We start from the raw sequence: 19,808 nt of genomic DNA, 5'->3' as shown, positions 1-19,808 counted from the left end.
GGGCCGACGGCTGAGTGCCGTCGGCCCGGGGTGCCGTGTGACTGGAGTATCGCCGCTGACCTGGGGTTACAGCACCGGCATCATCTTGCGGAGCTCGAAGGCCGTGACCTCGCTGCGGTACTCCTCCCACTCCTGCTTCTTGTTGCGCAGGAAGAAGTCGAAGACGTGCTCGCCGAGGGTTTCGGCGACCAGTTCGCTGCGTTCCATCAGGGAGATGGCCTCGCCGAGGTTCTGCGGGAGGGGCTCGATGCCCATCGCGCGGCGTTCCGCGTCGGAGAGGGCCCAGACGTCGTCGTCGGCGCCGGCCGGGAGTTCGTAGCCCTCCTCGATGCCCTTGAGGCCCGCCGCCAGGAGGACGGCGTACGTCAGGTAGGGGTTGGCGCCCGAGTCGATCGAGCGGACCTCCACCCGGGAGGAGCCGGTCTTGCCCGGCTTGTACATCGGGACGCGGATCAGGGCCGAGCGGTTGTTGTGGCCCCAGCAGATGTACGAGGGGGCCTCGCCGCCCGAGCCCGCGGTGCGCGAGGAGCCGCCCCAGATGCGCTTGTAGGAGTTGACCCACTGGTTGGTGACGGCCGCGGTCTCGGCCGCGTGCTTGAGGAGGCCCGCGATGAAGGAGCGGCCGACCTTCGAGAGCTGGTACTCGGCGCCCGACTCGTAGAAGGCGTTGCGGTCGCCCTCGAAGAGGGAGAGGTGGGTGTGCATGCCCGAACCGGGGTACTCCGAGAAGGGCTTCGGCATGAAGGTGGCCTGGACGCCCTGTTCCAGGGCGACCTGCTTCATCACCAGGCGGAAGGTCATGATGTTGTCGGCCGTCGAGAGGGCGTCGGCGTAGCGCAGGTCGATCTCCTGCTGGCCCGGTGCGCCCTCGTGGTGGCTGAACTCGACCGAGATGCCCATGGATTCGAGCATCGTGATCGCCTGGCGCCGGAAGTCCATGCCGACGTTCTGCGGAGTGTGGTCGAAGTAGCCCGAGTTGTCGGCCGGGGTGGGCCGCGTGCCGTCCAGCGGCTTGTCCTTCAGCAGGAAGAACTCGATCTCGGGGTGGGTGTAGAAGGTGAAGCCCAGGTCCGAGGTCTTGTTCAGGATGCGCTTGAGGACGTAGCGGGGGTCCGCGTACGACGGGGAGCCGTCCGGCATCAGGATGTCGCAGAACATCCGGGCCGTTCCGGGGGCCTCCGCGCGCCACGGCAGTATCTGGAAGGTGCTCGGGTCCGGCTTGGCGATCATGTCGGACTCGTAGACCCGTGCGAACCCCTCGATCGCCGAGCCGTCGAACCCGATGCCCTCGTCAAAGGCCTGTTCCAGCTCCGCCGGCGCGACCGCGACGGACTTGAGGAAGCCCAGTACGTCGGTGAACCACAGGCGCACGAAGCGGATGTCCCGCTCCTCGAGCGTCCGGAGGACGAATTCCTGCTGCTTGTCCATACCTTCATCCTCGCAGTTCAGGCGGCCTGTGCACCACTGCCCCGGAGGTCGGGGGCACAGTCGGGCCGGCCCAGTATCGCCAGCGGTGGTTTCCGCCAGATTACGCACCCCGGAAAGCCGACGGCACCCCCGCACTGACCTCGGGTCCGTCATGAGCATTACCATCGGCGCCCATGGGGGGCCATGAGACCACGGAGCTCGGACGTCAGCGACGTCCGCTGCCCCGGCGCGCCCTCCTCCTGATGACCTTCGGGATGGCCTTCGGAGTGCTGGCCGGCTCGGCCTTCCTGTGCGCGCGGCCCGGTACGCAGGCCGTGACCGGCGCGGAGCACGCCTCCGCCCACGCTTCCGCCCGCGCCTCCGCCCACGCTTCCGCCCGCGCCTCCGCCCTCGCTTCCACCGGCGCCCCGCCCCGTACGGAGCACGTCTTCTGCGTGTCGCCGTACGACCTGCCCGGCTGCTCCTCGTGCTCGCACCTGACCCCGGCCGTACTGCCCGCCCCGCCGCCCGCCGTCGTGGTGGTGGCCGGGGCTCCCGTGCCCGTCGTGCGCCCCGCGCCGGCGGGGCGGATCCGGCCGCCCCCGGCGCTCGCGCGCGGCCCCGACCTGTACGCCCTCCAAGTGCTGCGGACCTGACGGGTCCCGGTCCGGCTCGGGCAGCCGGCTCCGACAGCGCGTTCTCCCTCCACCCCCCTCAGCAGAAGGATCCAGGGCAATGGCCAGCAGGAAGTCCGACAACAACTCCCGCCAGTCGCGCATAGCCGAGATGCGCCGCGCCGACCAGGCACGCGACCGGCGCAACAAGGCCGTCGCGATCACCGCCTCGGCCGCCATCGTCACCGCGCTCATAGGCTTCGGCGCGTGGGTGATGGTCGACCGGCAGAACAAGACGGACGCCAAGGTGGCGTCCGCGAAGGCGCCGGTCGACGGCGAGCAGAGCTGGGACGCGGCGAAGCTGGGCCGCAAGCACGTCGAGACCCCGGTGAAGTACGAGATGAACCCGCCCGTGGGCGGGGACCACAACCCCCGCTGGATGAACTGCAACGGCGACGTCTACAAGAACGAGCTTCCCGAGGTCAACGCCGTCCACTCGCTGGAGCACGGCGCCGTCTGGGTGACGTACAACGAGAAGGCCGACAAGGCCGACGTCGACAAGCTCGCCGGGACGGTGGCCAAGACCCCGTACACGCTGATGAGCCCCGACAAGGCGCAGGCCGGCACGATCATGCTCAGCGCCTGGGGCAAGCAGCTGACCGTGGACAAGGCGGACGACCCGCGCGTGGCGCAGTTCTTCACCAAGTACGTGCAGGGCCCGCAGACCCCCGAGCCGGGCGCGGCCTGCACGAACGGGCTGGCCGACAAGTGATCCGGACGGCTGGTAGCCGCGGCACGGCCCGTACGTACTGGGCCGCGGGCTCGGCCGTCGGTCTGGCACTGCTGTTCGCGGTGGGGGCCACGGTCGCCACCGCGGGCGGGGCCGACTCGGCCGCGTCCTCCCGTGCGCCGGGCCTCTACTCGGCCGACGCGGGCTTCGCCCGTGACATGGCCGTGCACCACCAGCAGGCGGTGGAGATGTCCTTCATCGTGCGCGACCGCACGAAGGACGAGCCGGTGCGCGGCCTCGCCTACGACATCGCCAACACCCAGGCCAACCAGCGCGGCATGCTGCTGGGCTGGCTGGACCTGTGGGGGCTGCCGAAGGTGGTGGCCGACGAGCCGCCGATGTCCTGGATGGGGACCGGCGGCGGGCACGGCACGGCCGGCATGGAGGGCATGGCGGGCCACGACATGGGCGGGGCCGTGACCAAGCCCGGAGCGCTGATGCCCGGCATGGCCACCAAGGAGGAGCTGGACCGGCTGGGCTCCGCCGAGGGCCGGGACGCCGAGGTGCTCTACCTGCGGCTGATGACCGAGCACCACAAGGGCGGCGTCGCCATGGCCCAGGGCTGCGCCACCCTGTGCGGGACCCCGGCGGAGCGGGCGCTGGCGCAGGGCATGGTGGCGGCGCAGCAGTCGGAGATCGCGCTGATGGCCGACATGCTGAAGCAGCGGGGCGCGGAGCCGGCGCCCTCCGGGTGACGGGCCGGGGGCGCGTCACCCGTACGGCCGCGTCCCACCCGTCTGGAGTCGCGTGGTCCGAACGGGCGAATGACGATGGGGACGCCGAGGCGGGCGCACCCGTGCCCGGCCGCTACGGCGCGCTCAGGAGGTTTACGCGATGAAGACCGCCGGAGAGATCATGCACCCCGGGGCCCAGTGGATTCCCGCCACCGAGACCCTGGACCGGGCCGCTCAGCTGATGAGCCGGCTCAACGTGGGCGCGTTGCCCATCAGCGACTCCAACGAACGGCTCTGCGGCATCCTGACCGACCGCGACATCGTGGTCGGCTGTGTGGCCAAGGGGCACGACCCGTCGAAGATCACGGCCGGCGAGATGGCCAAGGGCACCCCGCGCTGGATCGACGCGGGCGCGGACGTCGGCGAGGTCCTGGAGGAGATGCAGAGCTACCAGATCCGGAGGCTCCCCGTCATCGAGAACAAGCGCCTGGTCGGCATGATCAGCGAGGCCGACCTGGCCCGGCACCTCTCCGAGGAGCAGATAGCCGGCTGGGCGGAGAAGGTCTACGCCCGGGGCTAGGCAGGATCCGGAAGAGCCGGCCTAAGCCTCCGCTTCCGCCGCGTGCAGGACCGCCCGCGCCACCTGGTGCGGGCGGTCCAGCATGACCAGGTGACCGGCCGGCTCCGCGACCACGAAACGGGCTCCGAGCACGTCGGCCAGCTCCGCCTGGCGGGCCAGCCAGCGCAGGGCGGGGCGGCGGGCGCCGGGGTCGTGGCCGGCCAGGACGGTGGCGGGCGCGGTCAGCGGCCGCCGGGCGCGCAGCGCCAGGACCTCGGCGGCCATGTCGGGGTAGCGGGAGTTCTCCAGCAGGGCTCCGCGCCAGACCCGGCCGGTCCGGTAGCAGCGGCGCACGAGCTCCCGCGCGGCCGGGTCCGCGCCGCCCGCGCGGGAGGCCCGTACGGCGGCCAGCCGGGCCGGGGGGCCCAGCGCGGCGGGCAGCCCGGCGGCGGTCACGGCCACGCCGAGCGCCCGGGCGGCGGCGGTACGGACACCGGCGGGCAGGACCGTACGGGGCCGCTCCTCCACGCTGCTGTCGACCAGCACCAGTGCGGCGGTGCGCCCCGGGTACAGCCGGGCGAAGGCCTCGGCGTGGAACCCGGCGATGGAGTGCCCGGCCACGGTGACGCGCTCGGCGCCCAGGCCCAGCGCGTCCAGCAGCCCGGCGATCCGGCGGGCCTCCCCGGCGGCGCTCGGCGGGGCCGCCGCGGAGGCGCTCAGCCCGTGTCCGGGACGGTCGAAGCGGACGACGGTACGGCCCGCGGCGACGAGCAGCTCCGCGACGGGGTCCCAGTCGAACCAGGCCATGGCGAGCCCGGCGCTGAGGACCACCGCGGGGCCGGAGCCCTCCACGACCACGTGCAGCGGCACCCCGTCAACGGCGTGGAGGCGTACGAACCGGCCGGGCGGGGCCGGGGGCCGCCCCCTCACGTACGGCGTTCGCGGTGGACGGAGTACGCGAGCAGTCCCAGCCAGACGGCCACGAAGAGCACCTGCAGCCGCTGCCCGGCGCCGAGCGCCCAGGTGCCGTGTCCGGCGGTGAACAGGGCGATGGAGACCAGGGTCCAGACGGTGGCGAGCAGTTCGAGCGCGACGAGCACGGGGCCGAAGCGGGCGAGCGGGGCGAGGCGGCCGTAGCGCCGGGCGGCGACCGTGAGGGCCACTATCCCGACGAGCGCGCCCGTCATGGCGAGACTGCTGCTGATGGCGTGCGCCTGATGGGTGGCGGGGACCAGCCCGGCGGTCTCGCGGGCCGCGCATTCGGGGTCCGCGGTCGGCGCGCAGCTGAGCGGCAGCCAGGCGTCGGTGGCGGTGGACGCGCCGAAGAGGGTCACCCCGGCCCAGCCGGCGACGGACCAGGGGCGGCGGGCTTCGGCGCGTCCCGCGAAGCGGGCCAGGGCCAGGAGTCCGCCGAGGAAGACGAGCAGGCCGGCGGTGAAGTCCGTGGCCCGGAACAGGCCGCCGAGCGGCTGGTCCTGGGCGGCCAGTTCGCTGACGTACGTCTCGATGGGGTTGAGGCCCGTGGAGAGGACGACTTCGAGGACCCAGGCGGTGTAGGCGGCGGCGCCGAGCCCGATGAGGACGGCGACGCGGCGGGCGCCGCCGTCCCGGGTGCCGGCGGCACGGCCCGGGGCCGTGGCGGGGGTGGTCACGGACTTCCAGGACTTCACGGGCTTCAGACGCTTCAAGAGCGGGCCTTTTGTGGACATAGTGTGACTAATCCTAAACACGGCGAGCCCGGTCCTCTGATCGGATACCCACCCGGGGTAGGGTTCCGCGCATGACCCGCCCCGCCCCGCGTACCGCGCGACGAGCCGTCCGGTGGCACCGGCTGCCGCTGCTCGCCACGCTACTGCTGGGCATCGTGACCATGCACACGCTGGGCCATCCGACTCGGGCACATGCCATGGATGACGTGCCGTCGGTCCGATTCGTTCCCCTGGCCGGCCATGCGCCGTCCGGGTCGGCGCCGGGCGACTCAGCACCGTCCGGGGCCGCGCTTCACGGCGCGATGCGGGACGACGGAGCTCGGGCCGGCGGGATGCGGGACGACGGAGCTCGGGACTACGGGACTCGGGCCGGCGGGGCGCCGGGCGCCGGGGCCGCCGCGCACTCCGTCCCGGACGCGCGGGCCCTCGCCGCCGACGCCCCGCGCCCGCACACCGGCATGGACCCCATGTCCGTGTGTCTCGCCGTGCTCGGCGCGCTCACCCTGCTGTTCCTCGGCGCCGGACCGGCCGGCCCGCGCCGTGCCGCGCCGCTCGGGGGTGCGGCACGCGCGTCGGGCCGGTCCGGCGGTCCGGACCCGCCGCTCCCCCGCGAACTCCTCACCCTGCTGGCGGTGCTGCGCGTATAGGCCGGGCCCCGTCGCCGCCCCCGCACGTCCGCGGGGCGGCGGCAGACGGTGCCCACCAGCCGCTCCACGCCATCACGAGGTGTTCCGCCATGCGCTCCCACCCGCGCTCTTCCGCTTCCGCTTCCGCCTCCCCTCCCTCCGCCCCCGGCGCCCCCTCCGCGCCCTCCCGCCGCGCCGTACTCGGCGCGGGCGCCGCCCTCGCCGGATCCGGGCTGCTCGCCGCCTGTTCGGGCTCCGGCTCCGGCATGGCCGGCATGGACCACGGCTCCGACGCGATGGGCGGGGCCTCCCCCGCTGCCGCGCCCGGGGGCTACGTCGACCCCGCCGGCGCCGAGGTGCGGGCCGCCGAAGCCGCCCGCGGGGCCGCCGGCCCGCTCACCGAGGTCCGGCTGACCGCCACCGCCACCCCGCTCGACCTCGGCGGCGGGCTGTCCGTCCGCTCGTGGGCGTACGGGGACCGGCTCCCGGGCCGCGAGGTGCGGGCCACCGCGGGCGGCACCCTCGCCCTGACCCTGGCCAACAACCTCCCCGAGGCCACCTCCCTGCACTGGCACGGCCTGGCCCTGCGCAACGACATGGACGGGGTGCCGGGGCTGACCCAGCGGGACATCGCCCCGGGCGGCTCGTTCACGTACCGCTTCGCCGTCACGCACCCGGGGACGTACTGGTTCCACCCGCACTCCGGGGTCCAGCAGGACCGCGGGCTGTACGCGCCGCTGATCGTCGAGGACCCCAGGGAGCCCCTCTCCTACGACAAGGAGTGGGTGGTGGTCCTGGACGACTGGCTCGACGGGGTGGACGGCTCCACCCCCGATGCCGTGCTCACCGAACTCCGCAAGGGCATGGGCCCGGGCACGGGCGGCGGCGGCCATGCGGGGCACGGCTCCCCGGGCACCTCCGCGCCGGGCACCTCCGCCGCGGGTGCGGGCGGCGGCCCGTCCCGTGTCCTCATGGGCGGCGACAGCGAGCTGCTCGGCAAGGACGCGGGCGACGTCGCGTACCCGCACTACCTGGTCAACGGCCGCACCCCCGCGGACCCGTCGGTCTTCACCGCCCGCCCCGGCGACCGGATCCGGCTCCGGATCGTCAACGCGGGCGGGGACACCGCCTTCCGGATCGCCCTGGGCGGGCACGAACTGACGGTCACCCACACCGACGGCTTCCCGGTCGAGCACGCCCGGGCGCGCTCGCTGCTGCTGGGCATGGGCGAGCGCTACGACGTCCTGGTGACGGCGGGCGACGGGGTGTTCCCGCTGACCGCGCTCGCCGAGGGCAAGGGGGACACGGCCTCGGCCCTCGCGCTGCTGCGCACCGGCTCCGGGACCGCGCCGACCGCGGCGACCCGGCCCGCCGAGCTGTCCGGGCGGCCGCTGACGGCGGACGCGCTGAAGGCCGCCGAGCCGGCGGCACTGCCCGCGCGCGAGCCGGACCGCACGGTGCGGATCCGGCTGACGGGCGGGATGGCGAAGTACGACTGGGCCTTCGACGGCAAACCGTACGCACCGGACCGACGGCATCCGGTGCGGGCGGGGGAACGGGTCCGGCTGGAGTTCGACAACTCCACGGCGATGTGGCACCCGGTCCACCTGCACGGGCACACCTTCGCGCTGGGCGGCCGGGCGGGCGGGGCCCGCAAGGACACGGCGGTGATCCTGCCCGGCGCGAAGCTGACGGCTGACTTCGACGCCGACAACCCGGGGCTGTGGATGGTGCACTGCCACAACGTCTACCACGCGGAGGCCGGGATGATGACCGTACTGGGCTACCAGCGGTAGCCGTCGCCGCCGCGAACCGGCCCGGTGGCGCGCGGAGTTCGACGCGCCACCGGGCCGGGGGCCGGCGGGGACCTCGCGGGGGCCGTGCGGGGGCCGTGCGGGGGCCGCGCGAGGCCGCGCGAGGACGAAATGCGCGGCGGGGAGGCCGGAGTCCATGACAGGCTGGTGATCGTCACGCCCCAATTGCGACCTGAAGGACTGCCCGCCGGTATGAGCACCCCGCCGAACCCGCCCAGCACCCCGTCCGGCCCGCCGACGGAGCCCGCGGGCACCCCCGCGCCCCCGGCGGCCCCCATACCGGCGCCCGCCCGACCCCTGTCCCTCGAGAAGCCCCCGGCGGAAGCCCCGCCCGAGATACCGGCACCGGCCGAGGCATCGGCTGCGGCCCCGGCCGAGGCCCCGGCCCCCGCACCGGCCGAGGCACCGGCACCGGCACCGACCCTCGCCGAAGCCCCGGCCGCCGCCGAAGCCCCGGCCCCCGCCACCGCGCAGCCCGCCGCCCCGGCTCCGGAAGCGACGCCCGTACCGGCCGCGCCCCCGGGCTCCTTCGCCCCCGTCACCCCCGCCGCCGCTCCCCCGCCGCCGTACGGAGCCCCGTACGGCGCCCCGGGCGCCCACGGCGCGCAGGCCCCCGGCAACCCCTGGGCCACGCCCGCCGCCGGTTACCCCGCCCCGCACGCGGCCGGCTTCCCGCCGCCCCCGCCCGCCACCAACGGCCTGGCCGTCGCGGCCCTGCTGCTCGGCCTGTTCGGCATCTTCGTCGGTCTCATCCCGTTCTTCTTCTGGGCCGGCGCCCTCCTCGCCCTGACCGGCCTCGGTCTCGGCATCGCGGCCGTCGTCCGCTCCCGCCGCGGCGCCCCGCGCGCCACGCTGGCCGCGGTCGGCACCGCCATCAGCCTCCTCGCCATCGGCGCCTCGGTCGGCGGCTGGTTCATCACCACCTCCGTCATCGACAAGATCGACAAGAAGGTCGCCGAGGAGCGCCGCAACGGCGGGTACGACAGCGGCTACGAGGACTACGACGACGCCCCCACCCTCCCCGGCACCCCGGCCAGGCCGACCCCGAAGTCCGCTCCGTCCGAGGTCCCGGGCAAGACCTCCGCACTGCCCTGGGGCAACTCCTTCGTCTACCCGGACGGCGTCGAGCTCACGGTGGAGGGCGCGACCCCGTACACCCCGTCCTCGACCGCGTACCCGCCGGAGGCCCGCAACGGCAACGCCGTCAAGGTGAAGGCGAAGATCACCAACAAGTCGGCGGCCACGCTCGACGTCAGCCTGGCCCTGCCGCACGCCCGTGACGACAAGGGGTCCGAGGCCGCGATGGTCTTCGACGGCTCCGCGGCGAAGATGTTCAAGGGCTCGCTCCTGGCCGGCGAATCGATGACCGCCACCTTCGTGTTCAGCGTTCCCGAGGACACCAAGAGCCTGCACTTCGAGCTCTCCCCCGGCACCCAGTACGACGACGCGATCTGGAGCGGTCCGATCGGCTGAACCGGCGACTCCCAGGACATCGCGTCAGAAAGACGATTAGACTGGGCCCGTGCCTCAACTACGCCTCGCTCTGAATCAGATCGATTCGCACGTCGGCAACATCGCCGCCAACGCCGACTCGGTCGTCCACTGGACCCGGCACTCCGCCGAACAGGGCGCCCACCTGGTCGCGTTCCCGGAGATGGTGCTGACCGGGTACCCCGTCGAGGACCTGGCCCTGCGCGGTTCCTTCGTCGACGCCTCCCGCACGGCGCTGCGCGAACTCGCGCGGCGCCTCGCGGCCGAGGGCTTCGGGGACCTCCCGGTCGTCGTCGGCTACCTCGACCGCACGGAGCGGGCCGTGCCCCGGCTCGGCCGCCCCGCGGGCTCCCCGGAGAACGCGGCGGCCGTGCTGTTCGGCGGGGAGGTCGTCCTGCGCTTCGCCAAGCACCACCTCCCCAACTACGGCGTGTTCGACGAGTTCCGGTACTTCGTGCCGGGCGACACCCAGCCGGTGATCCGGGTGCGGGGCGTGGACGTGGCCCTGGCCATCTGCGAGGACCTCTGGCAGGAGGGCGGCCGCGTCCCGGCCACCCGCTCCGCCGGGGCCGGGCTGCTGATCTCGATCAACGCCTCCCCGTACGAGCGCAACAAGGACGACCTGCGCCTCGAACTGGTGCGGAAGCGCGCCCAGGAGGCCGGCTGCACCCTCGCCTACCTGGCGATGATCGGCGGCCAGGACGAGCTGGTCTTCGACGGGGACTCGATCGTGGTCGACGCGGGCGGCGAGGTCATCGCGCGCGCCCCGCAGTTCTCCGAGGGCTGCGTGCTGGTCGACCTCGACCTGCCGGCCGCCTCGGCCACGCCCGTCGAGGGCACCGTCGACGACGGCCTGCGCATCGACCGGGTGATCCTCTCCGAGGAGCCGGTGGAAGCGTACGAGCCGGTCGTGACGGGCGGGTACGCCGACCGCCTGGACGACGACGAGGAGATCTACGACGCGCTGGTCGTGGGACTGCGCGCGTACGTGAAGAAGAACGGGTTCCGCTCGGTCCTCATCGGCCTCTCCGGCGGCATCGACTCGGCGCTCGTGGCGGCCATCGCCTGCGACGCGATCGGCGCGCAGAACGTGTACGGCGTCTCGATGCCCTCCAAGTACTCCTCGGACCACTCCCGGGGCGACGCGGCCGATCTGGCCGAGCGGACCGGACTGAACTTCCGGACCGTGCCGATCGAGCCGATGTTCGACGCGTACATGGGCTCGCTGGGCCTGACCGGGCTCGCCGAGGAGAACCTCCAGTCCCGGCTGCGCGGCACCATGCTGATGGCCCTCTCCAACCAGGAGGGCCACATCGTGCTCGCCCCGGGCAACAAGTCGGAGCTGGCCGTCGGCTACTCCACCCTGTACGGCGACTCGGTCGGCGCGTACGGCCCGATCAAGGACGTCTACAAGACGGATGTGTTCCGCCTCGCCGAGTACCGCAACCGTGCGGCGGCCGAGCGCGGCGAGACCCCGCCGATCCCGGAGAACTCCATCGTGAAGCCGCCGAGCGCCGAGCTGCGCCCGGGGCAGGTGGACACGGACTCGTTGCCGGACTACCCCGTCCTCGACGGGATCCTGGCCCTGTACGTGGACCGCGACCAGGGACTGGAGGCGATCGTCGCGGCCGGCTACGACGCCGAGCTGGTCGCGAAGACCCTGCGGATGGTGGACACGGCCGAGTACAAGCGGCGGCAGTACCCGCCGGGCACGAAGATCTCCGCGAAGGGCTTCGGCAAGGACCGCCGGCTGCCCATCACGAACGGCTGGCGCGAGCGGGCGTGACCCCGCCGGCGGCCCCGCCCGCGGCCCGTACGCGTGCCGGTGCCCCGGCCGCTCCCCGAAGGGCGGCCGGGGCACCGGCACGAGCGGGTACGGCGAGGGGTGCTACGGCTTCACGGTGACCCGGGCCGCGATCGGGAGGTGGTCGCTGCCCGTGCGGGGCAGGGTCCAGGAGGCCTCGGGGGTGACTCCGCGGACCAGGATCTGGTCGATGCGGGCCATCGGGAACTGCGCGGGCCAGCTGAAGCCGAAGCCGTGGCCGGACGCGCCCTGGGTGGAGCGCAGCTGTGAGGTGACCTCGGACAGGGCCCGGTCGTTGACGGTGCCGTTGAGGTCGCCGAGCAGGATGACCTTCCCGAGCGGTTCCCCGGCGAGCGCGGCGCCCAGCGCCTCGGCGCTGTTGTCGCGCTGGTTGGCGGTGAAGCCGGCGTTGAGCTTGACCCGGACCGAGGGGAGGTGGGCCACGAAGGCGGCGACCTCGCCGTAGGGGGTCTGGACGGTGGCGCGCATCGCCCGGGTCCAGCCCATCTTGATGTCGACGGGCTGGCTGGAGATCAGCGGGTACTTGCTCCAGAGGCCGACGGTGCCTTCGACGGAGTGGTACTTGTACGTACCCGCGAGGGCCTTCTCGTAGACCGGGACGACGCTGCCCTTGAGCTCGGTCAGGGCCAGGACGTCGGCTCCGGACTTGGCGACCGAGGCCGCGGTGCCCTGCGGGTCGGTGTTGTCGGCGTCGACGTTGTGGGTGGCGACCGTGAGGTTGCCGCCGGTGCCGCCCTTGTCGGTGACCAGGCCGCCGAAGAGGTTCACCCAGACCACGGCGGTGAGCAGTATCGCGATCAGCGCGGTCGCCGATTTGCGGAAGAGGGCGCCGGCGAAGAGGAGCGGGACGGCCAGGCCCAGCCAGGGCAGGAAGGTCTCGGTGAGGCTGCCGAAGTTGCCGATGTCGTTGGGCAGCTCGGCGTGGAAGATCATGACGAGCGAGATCAGCGCGGCGAACGCGGCGAGCACGATACCTCGGCGCCAGATGCCCCGGTCGTGTCGCAGATCGGCCAGCCGGCGCCCGAGACCCGGGCGGGAAGGCTCGGGCTCCAAGTCGCCGCTCCCCGTCTCCGTCACATACGCCTGTGCCATGCCACTGCCCTCGCTGCCGTGCTCGCACTCCGTCCCCGCCTCTTGACCCTAGGCGATATACGGAGCGTTCCGTGCCGATTGTCTCGGCCGTACGTCCGGGAGGACGAACGTCCTGGCGGTATGGGTTCCGGTTGTCACGAAACGCGCACATTGGCCTGCCCGGGCCGAACAGGTCCTCGTGCCACTTCCCGCCCGGGCCACAGGGGTGCCACCATGGTGGATGAGTCCGGGGACGCCGTGAGGGCGCCTCGAGATGAACATCAAGGAGCAGTTGCAATGACGCATGCCGTTTCGCCTGCCCGCGAAGCCGCCTCCCCCACCCTGTACGGAGGCTCGGGCACCCGGCGCATCACCGTCCGCGACCTCACCCTCGCCAAGGAACGCGGCGAGAAGTGGCCCATGCTCACCGCCTACGACGCGATGACCGCCTCCGTATTCGACGAGTCCGGCATCCCGGTCATCCTCGTCGGCGACTCGATGGGCAACTGTCACCTCGGCTACGAGACCACCGTCCCGGTGACGATGGACGAGATGACCATGCTGTCGGCGGCCGTCGTACGCGGCACCAGCCGGGCCCTGATCGTCGGCGACCTGCCGTTCGGCTCGTACCAGGAGGGCGCCGTGCAGGCGCTGCGCAGCGCCACCCGGCTCGTGAAGGACGCCGGGGTCGGAGCGGTGAAGCTGGAGGGCGGCGAGCGCTCCCTGGCCCAGACCGAGCTGATCGTGCAGTCCGGCATCCCGGTCATGTCCCACCTGGGCCTGACCCCGCAGTCCGTGAACGCGATGGGCTACCGGGTGCAGGGCCGCGGCGACGAGGCCGCGCACCAGCTGCTGCGCGACGCGAAGGCGGCGCAGGACGCGGGTGCCTTCGCGGTGGTCCTGGAGCTGGTCCCGGCCGAGCTGGCCGCCGAGGTCACCCGGTCCCTGCACATTCCGACGGTCGGCATCGGCGCGGGCGCGGAGTGCGACGCGCAGGTGCTGGTGTGGACCGACATGATGGGGCTGACCAGCGGGAAGCTGCCGCGCTTCGTCAAGCAGTACGCGAACATCCGCCGGACGATGGTCGACGCGGCGAAGGCCTTCGCCGAGGACGTGGTCGGCGGAACGTTCCCGCAGGAGGAGCACGCCTTCCACTAGTCCCGCACCGGTCCCCGGCGGCCCGCCGGCGAGGTGCGGGCGGGCCGCCGGTGGGCCGTGGACGGGCTACCGGTTCGTTGCCGGTGCTTTGTCGGTGGGCTGTCGGTGCTTTGTCAGTGGCGGCTGGTCCCATGGTGGACATGACGCGAAACGACAAGAATCCCCTGAACGGCTCGAACGCCGTGGAGGTCCGGGGGCTGGTCAAGCACTACGGCGAGACCAAGGCCCTCGACGGTGTGGACCTCGATGTCCGCGAGGGCACCGTCCTCGGGGTGCTCGGCCCCAACGGCGCCGGCAAGACCACCCTGGTGCGCTGCCTGTCCACCCTGATCACCCCCGACGCCGGCACGGCCCGGGTGGCCGGCTTCGACGTGGTCCGCCAGCCCCGGCAGCTGCGCCGGACCATAGGCCTGACCGGCCAGTACGCCTCCGTCGACGAGAAGCTCTCCGGCTGGGAGAACCTCTACATGATCGGCCGGCTGCTGGACCTGTCCCGCAAGGGCGCCCGCAGCCGTGCCGACGAGCTGCTGGAGCGGTTCTCCCTCACCGAGGCCGCCAAGAAGGCAGTGATGAACTACTCCGGCGGCATGCGCCGCCGGCTCGACCTGGCCGCCTCGATGATCGGCAGCCCGGCCGTGCTGTACCTGGACGAGCCGACCACCGGTCTGGACCCCCGTACCCGCAACGAGGTGTGGGACGAGGTGCAGCGGATGGTCGCCGAGGGGGCCACCGTCCTGCTCACCACCCAGTACATGGAGGAGGCCGAGCAGCTCGCGAGCGAGCTGACGGTCATCGACCGCGGCAAGGTCATCGCCAACGGCAAGGTCGACGAGCTGAAGGCGCGCGTCGGCGGCCGGACCCTGCGGATCCGTCCCTCCGACCCGGCCGACCTCCCGGGCATGGCCCGCTCCCTGGCCGAGGCAGGCCTGGACGGCGTGGCCGGCTCCCAGGCCGTCCCCGACGAGGGGGCCCTGCTGGTCCCGATCCTGGCGGACGAGCAGCTGACCGCCGTGGTGGGCCTGCTGGCCGCCCGCGGGTACGGGATCGCCGACATCGGCACCTACCTGCCCAGCCTGGACGAGGTCTTCCTGTCCATCACCGGACAGAAGCCCACCGTCCTGGACACCGTCCCCACCGAGCAGACCGAGGAGGTCGCGGCATGAGCACCGTAACCACGACGAAGCCCAGCACCGCCGCGGCCGCCCCGGCCGGCGGGCCCGCCCTCGCCGACGAGGGCCGGATCGGCCTGCGGGGCAACCTCCGCCACATCGGCGCCCTGGCGCGGCGCAACGTCCTGCAGATCAAGCAGGACCCGGAGTCGATGTTCGACGTCCTGTTCATGCCGGTCATCTTCACGCTGCTGTTCGTCTTCGTCTTCGGCGGTGCGATCGCGGGCAAGGGCAACCAGAGCGAGTACGTCAACTACGTGGTCCCGGGCCTGATGGCGATGATGGGCATGAACATCGCCATGGGTGTCGGCACCGGGGTCAACGACGACTTCAAGAAGGGCGTGATGGACCGCTTCCGGTCCATGCCCATCGCCCGGTCCTCGGTGCTGATCGCCAAGATCGTGGTCGAGCTCGGCCGGATGATGGTCGCGATCGCGATCCTGCTCGGCATGGGCTTCCTGCTCGGCCTGTCCATCAAGTCCTCGGTGCTGGACCTGTTCCTGTCCATCGGACTGGCGGCGATCTTCGGATCCTCGCTGATGTGGATCTTCATCCTGCTGGGTCTGACCATGAAGACGGCGCAGGCCGTCCAGGGCATGGCGATGCTGGTCCTGATGCCGCTCCAGTTCGGCAGCTCGATCTTCGCCCCGCCCACGACGATGCCGGGCTGGCTGCAGAGCTTCACCGACTTCAACCCGCTGTCCAACCTGGCCGACGCGGCCCGCGGCCTGATCAACGGGACCCCGCTGGGCAACTCCGTGTGGATCACGCTGGCCTGGTCGGTCGGCATCACGCTGGTCACGATGCCGCTCGCGGTCCGCAAGTTCCGCCAGAAGACCTGATCCCGGACGTTCCGTTCGGATCGCGTCCCGGACGGAACGCGCACGGGGGAACGGGATCAGACGAGGGCGGTGGCCTCCTCCAGGGTGAGGCCACCGCCTTCGGCGTACGCGGCCTCGTACGCGGCCCCGCCCAGCGCGGCCCGGGCCAGGCGCTCGGCCAGCTCGGCGTCCGCGCGCTCCGTGGTCACCGGGAAGTGACCGGCCGGCAGGAGGGCCCGGTAGGCGCCCAGGAGGCACGCGGCCCGGTGCTCCCGGTCCGGGCCGCCGAGCCGGACCAGGGAGAGGGCTCCGGTCATCAGGTACACGGCCGGGAGCTGGGGGGCGATCATCATCGAGAGCGGCTCCCCGACGGCCTCGATGGCCCGGCGGATCAGGCCGAGGGCCTCCTCGTACTTGCCCTCCTGGTTGTCGAGCCAGGCCATCGTGCCGAGCAGGAACCCGTCGAAGACGGCGTACGCGCCGAAGGAGAACTCGTCCCGCAGGGACTGGAGCTGGGCGCGGGCCTCGGGGATGCGGCCGGTGCGGCCGTAGATGCCGGCGAGGAACATCCGGGCGGCGGGCACGGCCTCGTTGCCGACCTGCCGGAGGGTGGCGAGCAGGCCGGAGAGGAGCTCCTCGGCCTCCGCCAGGTGGCCGTCCTCGGCGAGGGTCCCCGCCATCCGCACCTGCAACACCGTGACCTGCGCCTTGGCCCCGAGCCGCCGCGCGTGCTCGATCGCCGCGCGGTAGTCCTCGGCGGCCCGGGCGTACTCGCCGAGCTTCTCCAGGGATTCGGCGCGGGCGGAGAGCGCCTCGGCGCAGCCCCAGTCGTCACCGAGGGACTCGTAGATCGCGAGGCTCTCCTCGGCGTCGCGGGAGGCGTTGCCGGCCCAGTCCGCGCGGTTGGCGAGGATGTTGGCGCGCAGCTGGAGGGCGGAGGCCAGCTCCCAGCGGTAGCCGAGCGCGCGGGCGGTCTCGACGGTCGACTCGCTGACGCGCTTGAGGAGTTCGGGATCCCCGGCGATCATCACGGCGTAGATCCACATCGCCGAGGGGGTCCGGCAGGTCTGCGGGAGCCCCGGCCGGTAGGCGGCGATCATGCCGTCGACCTGGGCGCGGACCTCGGGGGTGGACCAGGTGTCACTGGTCTGGTCGCGGGAGGCGAGGCACAGCATCTGGATGCCGCGCCAGGCCTCGGTGAGCAGTTCGCCCCCGTAGGGCGGGGGCGTGTCGACGATCCGCTCGTAGACGGGCGGGGCCGGGACCACGGGCGGGGCGAACGGGTCGGGGCCGAGGGCCGCGGCGGCGCCGGACCAGTGGCGGGTCTCGGCGCGCAGGTCGTGCATGTGCCAGTACCAGACGAGGGAGTGCACCAGGCACAGGACCTCGCCGACGTCCTTGTCGGCGACGGCCCGGCGCAGGGCGGTACGCAGGTTCTCGTACTCGGTGGCGAGCAGGTCGGCGGCCGCGCGCTGGCCGTGGCCGCGCAGCAGCGGCTCGGTGGTACGGGCGAGTTCCCGGTAGTGGGTGAGGTGGCGGCGCTCGGTGTCCGCCCGGTCCCGGCCGGCCTCCGCGAGCCGGTCGGTGGCGTATTCGGCGACGGTCTCCAGGAGGCGGTAGCGCATGCCGGCGGGGCCGTCGGGGGCCGCGACGACGAGGGACTTGTCGACGAGGGACCCGAGCAGGCCGGCGACTTCGAGGCGGTCGACCCCGGCGGGGGCGTCGGGTCGCGCTTCCGCTTCCGCTCGCGCGTCGGCGCAGACGGCCTCGGCGGCTTCGAGGTCGCAGCCGCCGGCGAAGACGGACAGGCGGCGCAGCACGGCCCGCTCGGGCTCGTCGAGGAGGTCCCAGGACCAGTCGACCACGGCGCGCAGGGTCTGCTGGCGGGGGAGGTGGGTGCGGGCGCCGCCGGTCAGGAGCCGGAAGCGGTCGTCGAGGCGGTCGGCGATCTGGCGCGGGCTGAGCAGCCTCAGCCGGGCGGCGGCCAGCTCGATGGCGAGCGGCATCCCGTCGAGCCGGCGGCAGATCTCGATGGCGGCGGCCGGGTCCTCGTCCACGCTGAACCCCGCCCGGGCGGCGGCCCCCCGGTCGTCGAGCAGCCGGAGCGCGACGGGGTCGGGCAGCGGGTCCACCGGGCGCAGGGTCTCGCCGGGCACGCCGAGGGGTTCGCGGCTGGTGGCCAGGATCTGCAGGCCGGGACAGCGCGCGAGCACCTCTTCGGCGAGCCTGGCGGCGGCGTCGACCACGTGTTCGCAGTTGTCGAGGATCAGCAGCATCCGGCGGCGGGCGCAGTGTTCCACGAGCCGGTCGAGGGCGCGGTCGCCACCCCGCTCGGTCAGCGCCCGCATCTCCTCGGCGGACGCGCCGCGCAGCTTCGTCTCCCGCGCACCGAGCGCGGCGAGCACCGCCTCGGCGACGTCCTGCGGATCGTCGACGGGAGCCAACTCCACGAACCACACCCCGTCGACCCACCCCACGGGCCCGGGTGCGGGGTGACCGGACGAGGGGTGGCCGGACGCGGGCCGGTCGGCCGACGCGTGGGCCTCGGCGGCCTCCTGCGACAGCCGGGTCTTCCCGGCGCCGCCGGGCCCCAGCAGGGTGACGAGGCGCGACCGGGCGAGATCGGTCCCGATCACCCGGATGTCTTCCTCCCGGCCGACGAAGGTCGTCAGCCGCACCCGCAGGTTGCCCTGGCCGGGCGGTACGGGAACGCCCCCGCCCGGCAGCTCCGGCCCGACGGCAGCGTCCGCGCCGGTGCGGCTCCCCGCGGAGAACGGCGGGGTCACGGTGCCCCACACCGGCGGGGCCGCAGCACCCGCCGCGGACGCGTTCTCATCGCCCGGCACCGACGGATCCACCGCACCCAGACGGGACGGGTTCCCTCCCCCTGGGAAGGACGGTGTCACGGTGCCCGCCAAAGGCGGGGTCTCGCCGCCTGCCCGGGTCGGGGCCTGGGTGCCGAGAGGTGGTGTCGCAGTGCCTGCCGCCACGGGCACGGTCTCACCGCCCGGCACAGGCGGAGCCGCAGCGCCCGGCACCGGCGGGTTCGCAGTGCCCGCCACGGGCGGGGTCGCAGCGTCCTGAACCGGCGGGGTCACGGTGCCGGGAGACTGCGGGGCCGGAACGCCCGGCCCCGAAGGGGTCACGGTCCCCCACGCCGACGGGGTCGCAGCACCCGGCAGGGGCGCCGCCGCATTGCCGGACACCGGCGGGGTCACCGCGCCCGACGGGGGCGGGACCGCAGCGCCCGGCAGGGGCGGGGTCTCGCCGCCCGGCAAGGGCGGGGTCGCAGTGCCCGGCAAGGGCGGGGTCGCAGTGCCCGGCAGGGGGTCGGGCTTCGGGGGTGGGGTGGGGTGGTCGGGTGGGGTCAGGAGGGCGGCGTGGAGGGTGCGCAGGGTGGGGCCCGGGGTGGTGCCCAGGCGGGTGGCCAGGTCCCGCCGGACCTCTTCGTAAGCGGCCAGCGCCTGCGCCGGGCGGCCCGCGTCTCGCAGGGCGCGGATCCGCAGGGCCTGCAGGGGTTCGTCCAGCGGCAGCCCCGCGCACAGTGCGGTCAGCTCCGGCAGCACCCGCTCCGCCTCGCCCAGCGCCAGCGCCGCGTCCAGGCGGCCCCGGCGCGCGTCCAGCCGTAGCGCCTGCCAGCGGGCGGCCTCCGCCCCGGAGCCGGGCAGGGAGCACAGCGGCTCCCCGCGCCACAGCGCGAGGGCCTCGTCGTACAGGTCGGCCGCCTCCGCCGGGGAGGCCTGGGCCGCCGCCCGGGCCAGCCGCTCGAAGCGGTACAGGTCGATGTCGTCCCGGGCGGCGAGGAGCACGTAGCCGCCCTCCCCCGAACCGACCGACTCCCGCCCCAGCGCCCGCCGCAGCCGGCCCACCAGCGCCTGGAGCGCCGCGAGGCCGTCGGCCGGCGGGTCCCCGTCCCACACCTCGTCGATGAGCGAAGCCGCCGGCACCGCCCTGCCGGGCCGCAGCGCGAGCGCGGTCAGGAGCGCGCGCAGCCGCGCCCCGCCGATGGGGACCGTGGTCCCGTCGGCGCGGACGGCCTGGGTGGTGCCGAGAATCGCGTAGCGCACCGGCCCATTGTCT

The 19,808-nt window shown here is 73.6% G+C and carries 16 protein-coding genes; 11 read left to right on the top strand and 5 right to left on the bottom strand.

Going from position 1 to position 19,808, the window contains the following annotated elements; genetic code table 11:
• Nucleotides 1-66: 66 nt before the first annotated feature.
• Nucleotides 67-1,428, bottom strand: coding sequence for a type I glutamate--ammonia ligase (gene glnA / locus OG904_RS21985; RefSeq protein ID WP_214952336.1), 1,362 nt, complete (start codon nucleotides 1,426-1,428; stop codon nucleotides 67-69).
• 173 nt (nucleotides 1,429-1,601) lie between these two features.
• Here glnA and OG904_RS21980 point away from each other — a divergent pair, with 173 nt between their 5' ends.
• The 4 genes from OG904_RS21980 (at nucleotide 1,602) to OG904_RS21965 (ending at nucleotide 4,065) form a co-directional block, all read left to right on the top strand.
• Nucleotides 1,602-2,063, top strand: coding sequence for a hypothetical protein (locus tag OG904_RS21980; protein WP_405493510.1), 462 nt, complete (start codon nucleotides 1,602-1,604; stop codon nucleotides 2,061-2,063).
• Nucleotides 2,064-2,142: 79 nt separating this feature from the next.
• Complete coding sequence (locus OG904_RS21975; RefSeq protein WP_405493508.1) at nucleotides 2,143-2,793, top strand: DUF3105 domain-containing protein; 651 nt, start codon at nucleotides 2,143-2,145, stop codon at nucleotides 2,791-2,793.
• Nucleotides 2,790-3,506, top strand: a complete 717-nt coding sequence (locus OG904_RS21970) for a DUF305 domain-containing protein (RefSeq protein WP_405493506.1) — start codon at nucleotides 2,790-2,792, stop codon at nucleotides 3,504-3,506. Before OG904_RS21975 ends, OG904_RS21970 begins: the two co-directional genes overlap by 4 nt.
• Nucleotides 3,507-3,645: 139 nt before the next feature.
• Complete coding sequence (locus OG904_RS21965; RefSeq protein ID WP_405493504.1) at nucleotides 3,646-4,065, top strand: CBS domain-containing protein; 420 nt, start codon at nucleotides 3,646-3,648, stop codon at nucleotides 4,063-4,065.
• A gap of 21 nt (nucleotides 4,066-4,086) precedes the next feature.
• Here OG904_RS21965 and OG904_RS21960 read toward each other — a convergent pair whose 3' ends face one another.
• Together OG904_RS21960 and OG904_RS21955 are read right to left on the bottom strand one after the other, a co-directional pair.
• Nucleotides 4,087-4,914, bottom strand: coding sequence for an alpha/beta fold hydrolase (locus tag OG904_RS21960; RefSeq protein WP_405493502.1), 828 nt, complete (start codon nucleotides 4,912-4,914; stop codon nucleotides 4,087-4,089).
• A gap of 56 nt (nucleotides 4,915-4,970) precedes the next feature.
• On the bottom strand, nucleotides 4,971-5,621 hold the full coding sequence (locus tag OG904_RS21955; RefSeq protein ID WP_405498183.1) for a DUF998 domain-containing protein: 651 nt from the start codon (nucleotides 5,619-5,621) through the stop codon (nucleotides 4,971-4,973).
• Between the two features lie 203 nt (nucleotides 5,622-5,824).
• Here OG904_RS21955 and OG904_RS21950 point away from each other — a divergent pair, with 203 nt between their 5' ends.
• From OG904_RS21950 to OG904_RS21935, 4 genes are all read left to right on the top strand, one after another.
• On the top strand, nucleotides 5,825-6,400 hold the full coding sequence (locus OG904_RS21950) for a hypothetical protein (protein WP_405493500.1): 576 nt from the start codon (nucleotides 5,825-5,827) through the stop codon (nucleotides 6,398-6,400).
• Nucleotides 6,401-6,489: 89 nt separating this feature from the next.
• Nucleotides 6,490-8,175 carry a multicopper oxidase family protein gene (locus OG904_RS21945; RefSeq protein ID WP_405493498.1) on the top strand — a complete coding sequence of 562 codons (1,686 nt, stop codon included), beginning with the start codon at nucleotides 6,490-6,492 and terminating at the stop codon, nucleotides 8,173-8,175.
• A 210-nt stretch (nucleotides 8,176-8,385) separates the two neighbouring features.
• Nucleotides 8,386-9,666, top strand: a complete 1,281-nt coding sequence (locus OG904_RS21940; RefSeq protein ID WP_405493496.1) for a DUF4352 domain-containing protein — start codon at nucleotides 8,386-8,388, stop codon at nucleotides 9,664-9,666.
• A 49-nt stretch (nucleotides 9,667-9,715) separates the two neighbouring features.
• A complete protein-coding gene (locus OG904_RS21935; RefSeq protein ID WP_405493494.1) occupies nucleotides 9,716-11,470 on the top strand; it encodes an NAD+ synthase in 1,755 nt (584 codons plus the stop codon).
• 102 nt (nucleotides 11,471-11,572) lie between these two features.
• Here OG904_RS21935 and OG904_RS21930 read toward each other — a convergent pair whose 3' ends face one another.
• Nucleotides 11,573-12,601 (bottom strand): endonuclease/exonuclease/phosphatase family protein, encoded by a 1,029-nt coding sequence (locus tag OG904_RS21930; RefSeq protein WP_405493492.1) that lies wholly within the window; start codon nucleotides 12,599-12,601, stop codon nucleotides 11,573-11,575.
• Between the two features lie 276 nt (nucleotides 12,602-12,877).
• Between OG904_RS21930 and panB the strand changes: the two genes are divergently transcribed.
• The 3 genes from panB to OG904_RS21915 all read left to right on the top strand — a co-directional run bounded on the left by panB (nucleotide 12,878) and on the right by OG904_RS21915 (nucleotide 15,749).
• On the top strand, nucleotides 12,878-13,738 hold the full coding sequence (gene panB / locus OG904_RS21925; RefSeq protein ID WP_405493490.1) for a 3-methyl-2-oxobutanoate hydroxymethyltransferase: 861 nt from the start codon (nucleotides 12,878-12,880) through the stop codon (nucleotides 13,736-13,738).
• 131 nt (nucleotides 13,739-13,869) lie between these two features.
• Complete coding sequence (locus tag OG904_RS21920; protein ID WP_405493488.1) at nucleotides 13,870-14,901, top strand: ATP-binding cassette domain-containing protein; 1,032 nt, start codon at nucleotides 13,870-13,872, stop codon at nucleotides 14,899-14,901.
• Entirely contained in the window at nucleotides 14,898-15,749 is an 852-nt protein-coding gene (locus OG904_RS21915) for an ABC transporter permease (RefSeq protein ID WP_405493486.1), read from the top strand. The genes OG904_RS21920 and OG904_RS21915 overlap by 4 nt, the downstream gene beginning before the upstream one ends.
• Nucleotides 15,750-15,805: 56 nt before the next feature.
• Here OG904_RS21915 and OG904_RS21910 read toward each other — a convergent pair whose 3' ends face one another.
• Entirely contained in the window at nucleotides 15,806-19,795 is a 3,990-nt protein-coding gene (locus OG904_RS21910) for a BTAD domain-containing putative transcriptional regulator (protein ID WP_405493484.1), read from the bottom strand.
• Nucleotides 19,796-19,808: the final 13 nt, after the last annotated feature.

Source organism: Streptomyces sp. NBC_00096 (assembly GCF_045041305.1).
Classification (GTDB): Bacteria; Actinomycetota; Actinomycetes; order Streptomycetales; family Streptomycetaceae; genus Streptomyces.
Note: the sequence above shows the minus strand (reverse complement) of the source record. Positions and strands in the feature narration are given on the sequence as shown.